Source organism: Thermoactinospora rubra, from assembly GCF_002093975.1.
GTDB lineage: Bacteria > Actinomycetota > Actinomycetes > Streptosporangiales > Streptosporangiaceae > Nonomuraea > Nonomuraea rubra_A.
Genome location: NZ_MSZZ01000011.1, coordinates 20,792 through 34,029, shown reverse-complemented (window position 1 = coordinate 34,029; position 13,238 = coordinate 20,792). Strand labels below are relative to the sequence as shown.

The 13,238-nt window shown below is 71.8% G+C and carries 14 protein-coding genes; 9 read left to right on the top strand and 5 right to left on the bottom strand.

Going from position 1 to position 13,238, the window contains the following annotated elements:
* The first annotated feature begins 54 nt into the window (after positions 1 to 54).
* The 4 genes from BSB02_RS20265 to BSB02_RS20250 all read left to right on the top strand — a co-directional run bounded on the left by BSB02_RS20265 (position 55) and on the right by BSB02_RS20250 (position 5,119).
* Positions 55 to 1,014 (top strand): zinc metalloprotease, encoded by a 960-nt coding sequence (locus tag BSB02_RS20265; protein ID WP_084960664.1) that lies wholly within the window; start codon positions 55 to 57, stop codon positions 1,012 to 1,014.
* 9 nt (positions 1,015 to 1,023) lie between these two features.
* Positions 1,024 to 2,412, top strand: a complete 1,389-nt coding sequence (locus tag BSB02_RS20260; protein ID WP_084960662.1) for an MFS transporter — start codon at positions 1,024 to 1,026, stop codon at positions 2,410 to 2,412.
* Between the two features lie 114 nt (positions 2,413 to 2,526).
* Positions 2,527 to 3,249, top strand: a complete 723-nt coding sequence (locus tag BSB02_RS20255; protein ID WP_084960660.1) for a hypothetical protein — start codon at positions 2,527 to 2,529, stop codon at positions 3,247 to 3,249.
* 115 nt (positions 3,250 to 3,364) lie between these two features.
* Positions 3,365 to 5,119, top strand: coding sequence for a DEAD/DEAH box helicase (locus BSB02_RS20250; RefSeq protein WP_206184797.1), 1,755 nt, complete (start codon positions 3,365 to 3,367; stop codon positions 5,117 to 5,119).
* A 38-nt stretch (positions 5,120 to 5,157) separates the two neighbouring features.
* On the opposite strand, the gene BSB02_RS20245 is transcribed toward BSB02_RS20250, so the two are convergent.
* From BSB02_RS20245 to BSB02_RS20235, 3 genes are all read right to left on the bottom strand, one after another.
* Entirely contained in the window at positions 5,158 to 5,661 is a 504-nt protein-coding gene (locus tag BSB02_RS20245) for a hypothetical protein (RefSeq protein ID WP_084960657.1), read from the bottom strand.
* A 190-nt stretch (positions 5,662 to 5,851) separates the two neighbouring features.
* The gene (locus tag BSB02_RS20240) at positions 5,852 to 6,421 is read right to left on the bottom strand and encodes a nicotinamidase (RefSeq protein WP_084960655.1); all 570 of its coding nucleotides are present in this window, start codon (positions 6,419 to 6,421) and stop codon (positions 5,852 to 5,854) included.
* A gap of 172 nt (positions 6,422 to 6,593) precedes the next feature.
* Positions 6,594 to 7,877 carry a nicotinate phosphoribosyltransferase gene (locus tag BSB02_RS20235; protein ID WP_084960653.1) on the bottom strand — a complete coding sequence of 428 codons (1,284 nt, stop codon included), beginning with the start codon at positions 7,875 to 7,877 and terminating at the stop codon, positions 6,594 to 6,596.
* A gap of 45 nt (positions 7,878 to 7,922) precedes the next feature.
* Here BSB02_RS20235 and clpS point away from each other — a divergent pair, with 45 nt between their 5' ends.
* The 5 genes from clpS (at position 7,923) to BSB02_RS20210 (ending at position 10,533) form a co-directional block, all read left to right on the top strand.
* Positions 7,923 to 8,216: an ATP-dependent Clp protease adapter ClpS gene (clpS, locus tag BSB02_RS20230; RefSeq protein ID WP_084960651.1), complete on the top strand. Its 294-nt coding sequence runs from the start codon at positions 7,923 to 7,925 to the stop codon at positions 8,214 to 8,216.
* Position 8,217: 1 nt separating this feature from the next.
* A complete protein-coding gene (locus BSB02_RS20225; protein ID WP_084960649.1) occupies positions 8,218 to 8,742 on the top strand; it encodes a DUF2017 domain-containing protein in 525 nt (174 codons plus the stop codon).
* A 22-nt stretch (positions 8,743 to 8,764) separates the two neighbouring features.
* Positions 8,765 to 9,163, top strand: a complete 399-nt coding sequence (locus BSB02_RS20220) for a M67 family metallopeptidase (protein ID WP_084960647.1) — start codon at positions 8,765 to 8,767, stop codon at positions 9,161 to 9,163.
* 141 nt (positions 9,164 to 9,304) lie between these two features.
* Positions 9,305 to 9,583: a MoaD/ThiS family protein gene (locus BSB02_RS20215; protein ID WP_084960645.1), complete on the top strand. Its 279-nt coding sequence runs from the start codon at positions 9,305 to 9,307 to the stop codon at positions 9,581 to 9,583.
* A gap of 2 nt (positions 9,584 to 9,585) precedes the next feature.
* Positions 9,586 to 10,533, top strand: coding sequence for a PLP-dependent cysteine synthase family protein (locus BSB02_RS20210; protein ID WP_084960643.1), 948 nt, complete (start codon positions 9,586 to 9,588; stop codon positions 10,531 to 10,533).
* 13 nt (positions 10,534 to 10,546) lie between these two features.
* Here BSB02_RS20210 and BSB02_RS20205 read toward each other — a convergent pair whose 3' ends face one another.
* Together BSB02_RS20205 and BSB02_RS20200 are read right to left on the bottom strand one after the other, a co-directional pair.
* Entirely contained in the window at positions 10,547 to 11,209 is a 663-nt protein-coding gene (locus tag BSB02_RS20205; RefSeq protein WP_084960641.1) for an acyclic terpene utilization AtuA family protein, read from the bottom strand.
* A 172-nt stretch (positions 11,210 to 11,381) separates the two neighbouring features.
* Positions 11,382 to 13,178 (bottom strand): DUF3352 domain-containing protein, encoded by a 1,797-nt coding sequence (locus BSB02_RS20200; protein ID WP_240506545.1) that lies wholly within the window; start codon positions 13,176 to 13,178, stop codon positions 11,382 to 11,384.
* Between the last annotated feature and the right edge of the window lie 60 nt (positions 13,179 to 13,238).

The following is a 13,238-nucleotide window of genomic DNA, read 5'->3' as shown; positions in this document are numbered from 1 at the left end:
GCCGGTGCGGCTAGCGTCTTGAGCATCCAGCTCATGCCGTAACGGGGGGACCGCATGGCTCGGCGCCTGACCGCCGCTTCCTTGGCGTGCCTGCTCGCGGCCTGCCCGGCCGTAGCCGACCGATCCGCCGCACCGGTCGCGCCCACGGGAGGCGCCGTGGTGGCGGCACAAGCCGTACCTGCGGCGCAAGCCGTACCCGGGGAATGCGGCGGGGCGCCCGCGCGGGCCGGCCGGCCGCCCGCCGACCCGCACGGACCGGAGCCGGGCCAGGTCGGCAGGGCGCTGCGCGAGCTGCGCGAGCGCCTGGACACGCTCGCCGCGCCCGTGCCCGACACCGTCGTCGTGCCGACATGGGTACACGTGCTCACCGACGGCCGCCGCCCGCCGGAGGCGGCCGTCCGGAGCCAGATCGCCACCCTCAACGCCGCGTACGGCGGAGCACACGGCGGCGTGGCCACCGGTGTGCGCTTCGACCTGAAGGGCGTCACGGTCACGCGCAACGCCGAGTGGTTCGCCCACCCGGTGACCCACGAGACCGCGATGAAGGCCGCCCTGCGCAAGGGCGGCCCGGAGACCCTCAACCTCTACATCGCCCAGCTGGGCCAGCTGGTGCTGGGCTATTCCACCTACCCCTTCTGGTACGACAGGGATCCCACGCTGGACGGCGTGCTCCTCGACTGGCGCACGCTGCCGGGCGGCTCGCTGCGCAACTTCAACCGCGGCTTCACCGGCGTCCACGAGATCGGCCACTGGCTTGGCCTGTTCCACACCTTCGACAACGGCTGCCAGGAGCCGGGCGACGGGATCGACGACACCCCGCCGCAGGCCACGCCGAGCGGCGGCTGCCCGCGGGGCAAGGACAGCTGCCCGGGGGCGGGGCCCGACGCGATCCACAACTTCATGGACTACACCTACGACGCCTGCATGCGGGAGTTCACCGCCGGGCAGGGGGTGCGGATGCGCGAGATGTGGGTGGCCTACCGGGGTTCGGGGACTGCCGGTGCCGCTCGTTAAGCTGCTGGCGTGACAGCACCGAAGACTCTCGACGCTTCTTATCAACCGCCCCGCATCTTCGGTGCCCGCTATCGCTCGGCGACGCTCGGCATCCTCCTGGTGATGACGCTGGTGGCGTTCGAGGGCATGTCGGTCGGCGTCGTCATGCCGGTGGTCTCACAGGAACTGCGGGCGCTCAACCTCTACGGCATCAGCTTCTCCGCCTTCCTGATCGCGAGCCTGTTCGCCAACGTGGTGGCCGGGCTGTGGTCCGACCGGCGCGGCCACAGGGCGCCGTTCCTGGTCGGCGTCGTGCTCTTCGTGCTCGGCATGGCGCTGGCGGGGGCCGCCCGGGCGATCGAGGTGTTCGTCGCGGCTCGGGCCCTGCAGGGCCTGGGCGCGGGCGTGACGTTCGTGGCGATCCTCGTCATGATCGCCCGGACCTATCCTCCCGACGCCCGCCCGAAGATCTTCGCCGCGCTGTCGGCCGCCTGGGTGGTGCCCGCGATGGTCGGGCCGTCGGTGGCGGGCCTCGTCGCCGACCGGCTGAGCTGGCGCGGGGTGTTCCTCGGCATCATCCCGCTCGTGCTGCCCGCCCTGATCATGCTCAGGCCCGCGCTGCGCCACAGCGGCGGGGCGGAGGCCGAGCCGGCCACGGGGCCGCGCTCGCGCCCGCTGCCCATGGCGCTGGCGGCCGCCGCCACCGCCGCGGGCGCGGGGCTGGTCCTCTACGGCATCGAGGAGCTGCGGACCGCGCCCGTCATCGGCGGCGTGGCGAGCGCGGCCGGGCTGGCGCTGCTGGGCCTGGGCCTGCCCCGGCTGCTGCCGCCGGGCGCGCTGCGCTTCCGCAGGGGCCTGCCGACCACGATCATGATGCGCGGCGTGCTGTCGGCCGGGTTCTTCGGCGTCAACGCCTTCATCCCGCTGGCGCTGCAGGAGGTCAAGGACTTCTCGCCGGCCGCGGCGGGCCTCGCGCTCACCACCGGCGCGCTGGGCTGGTCGACGGGCTCGTTCCTGCAGAGCAGGAGGACCGCCGAGCCACACGCCAGGATCAGGCTCGGCGCCCTGTGCGTGACGACCGGCTCGCTCGTCACGCTGCTGGCCGTCCTGCCGGGGGTGACCGGCTGGGTGGCCGTGCCCGCGTGGATCGTGGCCGGGTTCGGCATGGGCCTGGGGATGACCACGGTCAGCGTCACGACCATGAAGCAGTCCCCGGCCAACGAGCAGGGCGCCAACTCCGCCGCGCTGGCCGTGACCGACATGCTCGGCTCGGCGCTGAGCATCGGCGCCGGTGGGGCCCTGGTCAACGTGATCGGCCACCGGCCCGAGCAGATCGCCACCGGGTTCATCGTCATCGTGTGCCTCATGGCGGCGGTCGGGCTGACCGGCACGATCCTCGCCGGACGGGTCAGAGACTGACGCATCGCGGCTCATTGGCCACGGCCGCACCAGCGATCACGGTTCTCCTGACCGGCCGCCGCCCGGGTGGTACCAATGAGGGGCGTGCCATCCCCCTGCCGCTGAGGAGAGGCCATGGAGGACGATCGGCGGGTCTGGCCGCCCGGCGGGCGCGTCCCCCGCGACGACGGGCCTGAGGAGGACGACGAACCGTGGAACCCGCGGCTGCACCGCACCGCAGGCCGCCGGATCGACCCCCAGGAGGACTCGTGGGCCGCTCTGCCGCCCTCCGCGCGGATCTACGGCACGCCCACCGCGCCGGGCCGGTCGCGGCGCGGTCGCAGGAGCGGACGGCGGGCGCTGTGGGCGCTGCTCGCCCTGGTCGCGGGGGCGGGGGTGGTCGCGGCGGTCGCGGCCGCCGTCCTGAGGCTGGCCGAGCCGGTACGGCAGGACGCCACCCTCACCGATGCGGCCACCGGGGTGACGGTCCGGCTGCCGCCCGGCTGGCGGGAGCTGGCCGTGCCGCCGGTCACGGGCTTCACCTCCGCGGCGCGCGACGACGCGGGCGCGCTGCTCATGGTACGGCCCGCCGTGGGCGCCGATCCGGCGTCGGCCGCCTCGCAGTACGCCTCGCTGATGCTGCAGGGCGACCGGGTCAGCGTCGTGACGGACACCCCCGCGACGCGGGCGGTCCGCGCCGAGTACACCGACGTGGTCAACCGCCCGGCCTACCTGCGTGTGACTCTTCTCACTCGGCCGCGGGGCGCCGTGCTGCTGGTCGGGCTGCTCCAACCCGACGAACCCGCACGCCGGGCGGCCCTCGACGCGCTCATGGACGGCATCCGGCCGGGCCCTTAGCACGCGACCGCGGACTTGGCGAGGACCGCGCTCGCCCGGCACGTCTTGTCGGTGTCGCAGATTACTCTTGGGTCACTGTGAGAGAGCGAAGCACACCAAGCCCAGAGGTGATGCGGTGAGCACCTTCGCCGCGTCGCACTTGTCGCCTTCCTATCCCGACCGGGCCGCCTGGGGCACCGCTCCCAAGCTGAGGGCCTGGCAGCAGGAGGCCTTCGACCTCTACTTCCGCCGGCAGCCGCGCGACTTCCTCACCGTGGCCACCCCCGGCGCGGGCAAGACCACCTACGCTCTACGCATCGCCAGCGAGCTGCTCCACCAGGGCGTCGTCCGGGCGGTGACGATCGTCACGCCCACAGAGCACCTCAAGCGCCAGTGGGCCGACGCCGCCGGCCGGGTCGGCATCCCCATCGACCCCGAGTTCAAGAACAGCCAGGGCGCCACCTCCCGCGACTACATCGGCGTGGCCGTCACCTACGCCCAGGTCGCCATGCACCCCGCCCTCCACCGCGCCCGCACCGAGGCGCGCAAGACGCTGGTCATCTTCGACGAGGTGCACCACGCGGGCGACTCCAAGTCCTGGGGCGACGGCATCCGCGAGGCGTTCGAGCCCGCCGCCCGCCGCCTGCAGCTCACCGGCACGCCGTTCCGCTCCGACGACAGCCCCATCCCGTTCGTCCGCTACGAGGACGACGAGGAGGGCTTCAAGCGCAGCCGCGCCGACTACTCCTACGGCTACGGCCCGGCCCTCGCCGACGGCGTCGTCCGTCCCGTCATCTTCCTGGCCTACTCCGGCGAGATGAAGTGGCGCACCCGCGCCGGTGACGAGATCGCCGCGACGCTCGGCACGCCGCTCACCAAAGACCAGCTCTCCCAGGCCTGGCGCGCCGCCCTCGACCCCAAGGGCGACTGGATCCGCCAGGTCATGCACGCCGCCGACCGCCGGCTGACAGAGGTACGGCGGGGCGTGCCCGACGCGGGCGGGCTCGTCATCGCCACCGACCACGAGGCGGCCCGGGCCTACGCCAGGCACCTGCGCGCCATCACCGGCGAGAGCGCCACCGTCGTGCTCTCCGACGATCCGGGCGCGTCCAAGAAGATCAAGCAGTTCGCGGCGTCGAACGACCGCTGGCTGGTGGCGGTGCGCATGGTGTCGGAGGGCGTCGACATCCCCCGCCTGTGCGTGGGCGTCTATGCCACCTCGACCCAGACGCCGCTGTTCTTCGCCCAGGCCGTGGGCCGCTTCGTCCGCGCCCGGCGGCGCGGCGAGACGGCCTCGGTGTTCCTGCCGTCGGTGCCCGCGCTGCTGGGCCTGGCGGGGGAGATGGAGACCGAGCGCGACCACGTACTCAACAGGCGCCCGCCGGAGGACAGCCTCGACGACTCGCTGCTGGAGGACGCCAACCGCCGCAAGGACAACCCCGACGTCGTCGGCGACGAGCTGCCGTTCGAGACGATGGAGACCTCGGCCACCTTCGACCGGGTGCTGTTCGACGGCGGCGAGTTCGGCACCGGCGCCGAGGTGGGCTCGGCCGAGGAGGAGGACTTCATCGGGCTGCCCGGGCTGCTCGAACCCGACCAGGTCGCCACGCTGCTGCGCAAGCGGCAGGCCGAGCAGCAGGCGGCCAAGCGCAGGAAGCCGGCCGCCGCCGAGCCCGCCGCGCTCGCGCCGCACGAGCAGCTGGCCGAGCTGCGGCGGGAGCTCAACGGCCTGGTGGGCGCCTGGAACCACCGCACCGGCCAGCCCCACGGCGTCATCCACGCCGAGCTGCGCCGGCTCTGCGGCGGGCCGCCCATCGCCCAGGCGACCGCCGAACAGGTCAAAGACCGGATCGCGATGATCCGCAAGTGGGCCACGCAGCGGTCCCGCTGACCCGCCTGGGTCAGTGGCGGCGGGTCGGTGGTAGCAGGTCAGTGGCGGACCGGGGTCCGGGTGACGGGGATGCGGTGCCCGGTGCGCCCGTCGACCGCGAGCAGGCGGCGCGGGTGCGCCAGGTGGACCGGCACCCGGAGCGAGGCGACGCCGTTCGTCACGCGCACCGGCACGGTCCTCGCGCCGGCGGGATGGCTGCCCTCATGGACCCAGACGCGCAGCTGCCGCCCGTCGCGGCGGAGCAGCACGGCGGCCGTGTCGCACTCGCCGGACACGGCGTTCCAGGAGAGCGTCAGCCCGGTGGTCGTCAGGGCGGCCCGGCGCAGCGCCGGGATCCGTTCGGCGCAGTCGGCCGTCGCCGGGTGCTGGGCGACCGGCTGGGCGGCGGGCTCGTGGTGCCGGGCGTGGACAACGGTGCAGATCTCGAGGAGGGCCAGGGTCAGCACGGCGCCGATGCGGGCCGGGTTGCGCCCGCGGACCAGGACGAACAACGCCAGCGGGCCGAGCAGCAGCCAGGCGACGCCGAGAACGATGGCGAGCATGGGGCGACCTCACAGTGCGGACGGTTACGCTCTGTAGTAGACCATGCCTGTGGCGTCACCGCAGCCTCGACGGCGATGTGTGGCGTGTGCCGGATTCCGCGTGGAGCCGTGGTGTCCTGGCGTCGCGGCGGTGTCCCGGCGGAGTCCGGCAGCGGCCCGGCGGAGTCGTGTCAGCGTCGTGTTCGCGTCCTCAGCGGACGACGGGCGCGCCTCGCAGCGTCGCGCCGGCCGCGTCCAGCTGAGCCATCGCGTGCTCGGTCGTCTCCTTGGCCACCCCGGCCGTCAGGTCGAGGAGCACCCGGGTCGCGAAGCCGTTCTTGACGGCGTCGAGGGCCGTCGCGCGCACGCAGTGGTCGGTCGCGATGCCCACCACGTCCACGGTGCTCACCTTCCGCGCGCGCAGCCAGTCGGCCAGCGACTCGCCGTCGCCCGAGGCGCCCTCGAAGCCGCTGTAGGCCGCCTCGTGGGCGCCCTTGCTGAAGACCTCCTCGACCGCGGACACGTCGAGCGCCGGGTGGAAGTCGGCGCCGGGGGTGCCGACCACGCAGTGCGGGGGCCAGCTGGTGACGTAGTCGGGGTTCTCGGCGAAGTGCGAGCCGGGGTCCACGTGGTAGTCGCGGGTGGCGACCACGTGGCCGTAGGAGTGTTCGGCGAGGTGCCGGGTGATGAGGGCGGCCACCTCCGAGCCACCGGCCACCGGCAGGCTGCCGCCTTCGCAGAAGTCGTTCTGCACGTCGACGATGATCAGTGCGGTGCTCAAGGGCTCTCCTTCGCGGGCCTCTCGCTCACATTCCCGACTCTACGCCTGACCACCCCTCACCGTTGCCGCCGCCTCGCCGCCCTGGACTGTCCCGCCGGTTGTGGGCGGGACCTGGAGGTGGTGGGCTGGGGTGAGGCCCCGCCGTACCTCCTGGGGGAGGGCGGGCGGGGCGTCAGATGAACTCGGTCGGGATGGCCGGGTAGCCGCGGGCGAGGTGGAGGGCGTCGAGAGGGAGGGTGGCGACGGTCGTGCGGTGGCGCTCGCGAGCCGCCTCCAGGGGCTCCCGGCCCACGATCTCGCCGTTCAGCACGAGCGGGTGCAGCAGCGGGACGCCGCCCTCGGGCACCGCGCCCGACGTCGCGATCACCTCGGTCTCGATGTGACCCGAGGAGTCCAGCAGGCGGTACGCCTCCTTGCGCCCGCCCCGCGACGGCTTGCCGACCGAGCGCTTGGCCACGGGCTCCAGCCTGCCCGACGCCGTCTCCCGGGCCACCAGCTTGTAGACCAGCGCCGCGGTGGGCACCCCCGAACCCGTCACGAGCGAGGTCCCGACGCCGTAGCCGTCGACCGGCGCGGCGGCCAGCGCCGCGATCGCGTACTCGTCCAGGTCCGAGGTGACGATGATGCGTGTGTGGAAGGCGCCGAGCGCGTCCAGCTGCTCGCGGACCTCCTGCGCGGCCACCGCCAGGTCGCCCGAGTCGATGCGGACCGCGCCCAGCTTGTTGCCCGCCAGCTCCACAGCGGTGCGTACGGCTTCCGCCACGTCGTAGGTGTCGACGAGGAGCGTGGTCGACGGGCCGAGCGAGTCGATCTGCGCCTGGAAGGCGTCCTTCTCGGAGTCGTGGAGCAACGTGAAGGCGTGCGCCGCCGTTCCCGCCGTGGGCACGCCGTACAGCCTGCCGGCCTGAAGATTGGAGGTGGACGCGAAGCCGGCGACGTAGGCCGCGCGGGCGGCGGCGACCCCGGCCTGCTCGTGCGTGCGGCGGGAGCCCATCTCGATGATGGGCCGCCCGGCGGCCGCGTTGGTCATGCGCGAGGCGGCCGAGGCGATCGCGCAGTCGTGGTTGAGGATCGACAGGATCAGCGTCTCCAGGACGACCGCCTCGGCGAAGGTGCCCTCCACGACGAGGATGGGGGAGGCGGGAAAGTACAGGTCGCCCTCGCGGTAGCCGTACACGTTGCCGGAAAAGCGGTAATCGGCGAGAAACTCCAGAGTCGGCCTGTCAATGATGCCCTTGTCTTCCAGGAAGGTGAGTTCTTCCTCGCCGAAACGGAAGTTCTCCAGCGCGTCCAGGAGGCGTCCGGTGCCGGCGACCACGCCGTAGCGCCGCCCGCCGGGCAGGTGCCGGGCGAAAACCTCGAAAACCGTGCGTCTGTGGGCCGCCCCGCTGCGCAGGCCGGCCTTCACCATCGTCAGCTCATAGTGATCTGTGAGCAAGGCAGTGCTCATGGCCATAGTCACGAGTCGAGACTACGGCCGAGATAGGGCAGACTCGGGGATGTGGGTAGCACCGCTCCAATCGCCGTCGAGCGCCCGTCATCGGACGTCCGGCCCGATCTGCCGTGGGTGACCATCGTCTGGAACGACCCCGTGAACCTGATGTCGTACGTGACCTACGTCTTCCAGACGGTGTTCGGCTACACGAGGGAGAAGGCCGAGAAGCTCATGCTGGACGTGCACCACAAGGGCAAGGCCGTGGTGTCGAGCGGCACACGCGAAGAAATGGAACGTGATGTGCAGATTCTTCACTCCTACGGCCTGTGGGCGACGCTTCAGCAGGACACGGTCCACTGACATGGGCTCGGGCTTCAAGGCACGACGCGGCGGCGGGGTCATCGCGCAGTTCGAGCCCGCCGAGGCCGCCATCCTGCGCTCGCTAGTCACGATGGTGCTGGGGCTGATCGAGCCCGGCCAGGCCAGCGACGACCCGCTCGAGCGCGCCCTGGGCATCGGCTCCAGCGAGGCGCCGAGCGATCCCGTGCTGGCCAGGCTCTTCCCCAGCGCCTACGAGGACGAGGAGGAGGCGGCGGAGTTCCGCCGCTACACCGAGACGTCGCTGCGCGAGGCCAAGCGGGCCGACGCGCAGACGATGCTCGACACGGCCAAGGCCGGCCGCACCGAGCTGACGCCCGAGCAGGCGCAGGCGTGGCTGCGCTCCTTGAACGACGTACGGCTGACGCTGGGCACCAGGCTGGAGGTCACCGAGGAGGTCCACGAGGAGATCGCCACGATGTCGGAGGACGACCCGCGCTATCCGGCGTTCGTGATGTACGACTGGCTGACCTACCTTCAGGACACCCTGGTCCGCGCCCTGTGGTGAGGCTCCGGGTACTCTCGCTTCCATGCTGACGATCTCACGGGATCTGGTGGACAAGATCATCGAGCACGCCCGCAAGGACCACCCCGACGAGGCGTGCGGCGTGATCGCGGGGCGCGACGGCGTGCCCGAGAGGTTCATCCCGATGGAGAACGCCGAGCGCTCGCCCACCTTCTACCGCTTCGACTCGATGGAGCAGTTTCGGGTCTGGCGGGAGATGGACGACCGGGACGAGGAGCCGGTCGTGATCTACCACTCCCACACCGCGACCGAGGCCTACCCCTCGCGCACCGACGTCTCCTACGCCTCCGAGCCGAACGCCCACTACGTGCTGGTCTCCACGCGGGACGAGAACGACGTGGAGTTCCGCTCGTACCGGATCGTGGACGGGGTCGTGACCGAGGAAGAGGTCCGGATCGTTTGACTGTAAACTGTCCGTCATGAGGAGCGCAGCCGTGGTACAAAGCTTCCTCTTCGCGCACACTCCCTCGGTCGTGGTCTACGACTGTCGCTGAGGCCCGCCCTCGCGACATGTCGGTTCGTTTCACGATTTGAGGAGATCATCATGGCCGTTGAAGTCCGTATTCCGACCATCTTGCGCACCTACACCGGCGGGGCGAAGGCCGTCAAGGCCGAGGGCTCCACGCTGGACGAGCTGATCGCCGACCTGGAGGCCCGGCACCCCGGCATCAAGGAGCGCCTCGTCGAAGAGGGCAGCCTGCGCCGCTTCGTCAACGTCTACCTCAACGACGAGGACGTGCGCTTCCTCGGCGGCCTGGAGACCCCGGTGTCCGACGGCGACACCGTGACCGTGCTCCCCGCCGTGGCCGGCGGCGCCCGCTAGCCATGCGCTTCGACTCGCTGATCGACTCGGTCGGTCGCACGCCCCTCGTCGGCCTGCCCAGGCTCTCGCCGTCCCAGAACGTCCGGATCTGGGCCAAGCTGGAGGACCGCAACCCGACCGGGTCGATCAAGGACAGGCCCGCGCTCTGGATGATCGAGCAGGCCGAGAAGGACGGCCTGCTCAGCCCCGGCTGCACCATCCTGGAGCCCACCAGCGGCAACACCGGCATCTCGCTGGCCATGTCGGCCAAGCTCAAGGGCTACCGGCTGATCTGCGTGATGCCGGAGAACACCTCCGAGGAGCGGCGCCAGCTGCTGCGCATGTGGGGCGCGGAGATCATCTCCAGCCCCGCGGCGGGCGGCTCCAACGAGGCCGTGCGGGTGGCCAAGGAGCTGGCCGCGCAGCACCCCGACTGGGTGATGCTCTACCAGTACGGCAACCCGGCCAACTGGCGCTCCCACTACGAGACCACCGGTCCGGAGATCCTCGAGGACCTGCCCACCGTGACCCACTTCGTCGCGGGGCTCGGCACCACCGGCACGCTCATGGGCGTCGGCCGCTTCCTGCGGGAGCGGGTCCCCGGCGTGCAGATCGTGGCCGCCGAGCCGCGTTACGGCGAGCTGGTGTACGGCCTGCGCAACGTGGACGAGGGCTTCATCCCCGAGCTGTACGACGAGTCGGTGCTGACCACGCGCTTCTCGGTCGGCTCGGCGGATGCGCTGCGCCGTACCAGAGAGCTGCTGGCCGCCGAGGGCATCTTCGCCGGGATCTCGACGGGCGCGGCGTTGCACGCGGCGCTGGGCGTGGCGGCCAAGGCCGTCAAGGCTGGGCAGCGGGCCGACGTGGTGTTCGTCGTGGCCGACGGCGGGTGGAAGTACCTGTCGACCGGCGCCTACGAGGGCACCCTGGACGAGGCCGAGGAGCGCCTGGAGGGCCAGCTCTGGGCCTGAGCCGCCCACGGGCTCACAGGACGATCTCGTGGGCGATCCCGTCGAGGATGAGGTTCTGGGCCTCCTCCCGGTACGGCGGGCGGCGGCCGGGCGGCGGGACCAGCGCGACCCGGTCCGGCGACTCCTGGCGGACGGCCACCGCGGCCAGGTCCACCTCGACGTCGGGCGTCCGGTAGGCGCCGGTCAGGCAGGCGCCCAGGGTCTCGGCCAGGACGTCGCCGGGCGCGCCCGGCGGCTTGGTGACCACGGCGCGGCCGTCGCGGTGGAGCTCGACGACGCGCGGCTCGCGGCTCTCGGCCAGCACCAGCCCGGCTACCGCGGCGCCGGCCAGCGCCCGCAGGTCCGAGCGGGTCCACCCGTGGTGCCACATGCCCGCGGCCAGGGGCGCCGCCTCATCGACGGGTCCGGTGACGACGACGTCGACGCCGCGGTGCAGGGCGATCGCCAGGGTGCGGGCGCGGGCGGGGCCGTCCAGCACGTAGGCGGCGCGCCCGCCGAGCTGCTTGACGATCTCCGCGCACCGGGCCCGCGGCGTCCCGGCGGCGTCGACGAGCAGGCGCACCCGTTCGGCCAGGCACGCGACCAGGATCTCCACCGAGAGCACCGACCACTCGGCGGCGAGCACGTCGACCGGGGCGAACCCGTTCCACCCCTTGAAGTACCCGATCCTCACCATTGCGCCCGGCCTTTCCCGTCCCGCAGCGACCACACCAAGTTGTGATCGGTTACAGACAGTCATAAACCTGAGGCTTGACCGAAACGAGGGCGGCCGCCCCCTGGACGGGGACGGCCGCCTGCCCGCTCTCCACGCCGTCCGGGTGAACGGCGCCGTCAGGACAACGGTCTTGTCAGTTGAACAGCACCCGCAGCGAGAAGGACGCCTCCCCGGCCGTCTGGGTGCCGCTGAGGCCGACCGCGCGCAGCACCTGGACGTTGGCCTTCTCGTCGCCCTGCATGTTCGGCAGGTAGAACTTCTCGATCTTGTCGAGGTCGACGAAGAGCGCGAAGTTGGCGTTGCCCGCGTCCGGGATCGCCGTGGTGAAGGTCTCGCTGTCGCCCAGCGCGCCCTCCTCGTTGAGCTTCTTGGCGTAGTCCTCGCTCGTGGCGAGCGTCAGCACGCCGTCGCCCGGCACCTTGGCGATCTGCGGGGCCGGCTGGCCGCTGCTGGAGAAGGACTGCATGATCTTGTCGATCAGCGCCTGCGCCTTGGCCGGGTCGGTCTGCAGCTTCACGCCGATCTTGGGCTGGTCGCCGTCGAGGCCCTCGGAGTCGACCGCGAGGGTCAGGTTCTTGCCGAGCAGGGTGGCCAGGTCGCCGGGGATGGCGATACCGGCCTGCTGCTTCATCTGCTCGACGAACTGCTGCACCTCGGGACCGCCCATGCCCATGGACTTCTCCAGGTCGGCCCAGGCCTTGGTGATCGCCTGGTCGAGGCCGGAGATCGACAGCGCCCCCGCCGTGCTGGCGGGCAGCTTGGACAGGTCGGCGCCGGCCAGCTCGCCCTCGGTCAGCTGCTCGGCGCCGCGCAGGCGGCCGGTCAGCTCGGCGAAGGCGGAGTCGAAGCGCAGGGCGCCGACGAACCGGGCGTTCTTGATCTTGTCGATCTGGGCCTGCTGCTCGGGCGTCAGCTGGTCCTTGGCCATCGACACGATCTTGCCCAGGTCGGCCCAGAAGGACATGATCCCCTCGCCGTCGAGGCTGGCGAAGTCCTCGCCGAACGCGGCGTTCTCGGCCAGGGTGGGGCCGGTGGCGTACTTGGCGGCGTTCTCGGAGGTGTCGCTCAGGATGGCGTAGCCGTCGCGGAAGGCCAGGCCGTACTTCTCCTCCTTCATCAGCTTGGCGATGCCGGCCTTGGCCTGCTCCTCGTCCTTGACCTCGACCGCCACCGCGAAGCCGGGCTGGTCGGGGGTGGCGCCGGGGATGACCGCCATGCCGAGCCGGTCGCCGAGCCACGGCTCGACGTCCTTGGCGTAGTCGACGTCCTTGAGGTCCTCCGACTCCGCCTTCATGGCGTCGAACAGCGACTTGCGCGGGTCCTCGCCGACCTTGCCCTTGGTGACGGTGAACTTGTTGCTCAGCGCCAGCAGGGCGGCCTTCTGCCCGGCGTCGGGGTTGAGGTCCAGGCGCAGGTAGCCGACCGTGTTGCCGGGCAGGACCTCGTGCGGCTGGGTGCCGGTGCCGAGCACGCCGCTGGCCACCAGCGCGTAGGCGCCGCCGCCGAACAGCACCACGGCCAGCGCCGCGGCGATCGCGATGATCCAGCCCTTGCCGCCCTTCCTGCCGGGAGGCGCGGCGGGCGCGCCGAAGTCGACCGGCTCCTGCTGCCAGCCCTGCTGCTGTTGCTGGTAACCCTGCTGGTAGCCCTGCTGCTGGTAGCCCTGCTGGCCGTACTGACCGGCCTGGTCGTACTGCGGCTGCCCGTATTGCGGTTGCTGGCCGTACTGCGGTTGCTGGCCGTAGCCGGGCTGCTGGCCGTACTGCGGCTGCTGCCCATAGCCGGGCTGCTGCCCGTAGTCAGGCTGCTGGCCGTACTGCGGCTGGCCGTAGGGTCCGGATTGTGGCTGGGAGGGGTACGGCTGGCCGCCCTGGAGTGGCATCGTCGGAGGGTTCTCGGGCTGCTGCCCCTCGTTCCAGCGGTAACGCACGGTGGGGTCCTGGCCGCCTTGAGCGCCGCCAGGGGGGTAATTCGCAGACATCACTCAACT

Excerpts from the sequence above, each read along its gene's own strand:
- BSB02_RS20265 (WP_084960664.1), top strand. The coding sequence starts at position 55 with ATGGCTCGGCGCCTGACCGCCGCTTCCTTGGCGTGCCTGCTCGCGGCC.
- BSB02_RS20255 (WP_084960660.1), top strand. The coding sequence starts at position 2,527 with ATGGAGGACGATCGGCGGGTCTGGCCGCCCGGCGGGCGCGTCCCCCGC.
- BSB02_RS20245 (WP_084960657.1), bottom strand. The coding sequence starts at position 5,661 with ATGCTCGCCATCGTTCTCGGCGTCGCCTGGCTGCTGCTCGGCCCGCTG.
- BSB02_RS20235 (WP_084960653.1), bottom strand. The coding sequence starts at position 7,877 with ATGGCCATGAGCACTGCCTTGCTCACAGATCACTATGAGCTGACGATG.
- BSB02_RS20225 (WP_084960649.1), top strand. The coding sequence starts at position 8,218 with ATGGGCTCGGGCTTCAAGGCACGACGCGGCGGCGGGGTCATCGCGCAG.
- BSB02_RS20220 (WP_084960647.1), top strand. The coding sequence starts at position 8,765 with ATGCTGACGATCTCACGGGATCTGGTGGACAAGATCATCGAGCACGCC.
- BSB02_RS20215 (WP_084960645.1), top strand. The coding sequence starts at position 9,305 with ATGGCCGTTGAAGTCCGTATTCCGACCATCTTGCGCACCTACACCGGC.
- BSB02_RS20210 (WP_084960643.1), top strand. The coding sequence starts at position 9,586 with ATGCGCTTCGACTCGCTGATCGACTCGGTCGGTCGCACGCCCCTCGTC.
- BSB02_RS20205 (WP_084960641.1), bottom strand. The coding sequence starts at position 11,209 with ATGGTGAGGATCGGGTACTTCAAGGGGTGGAACGGGTTCGCCCCGGTC.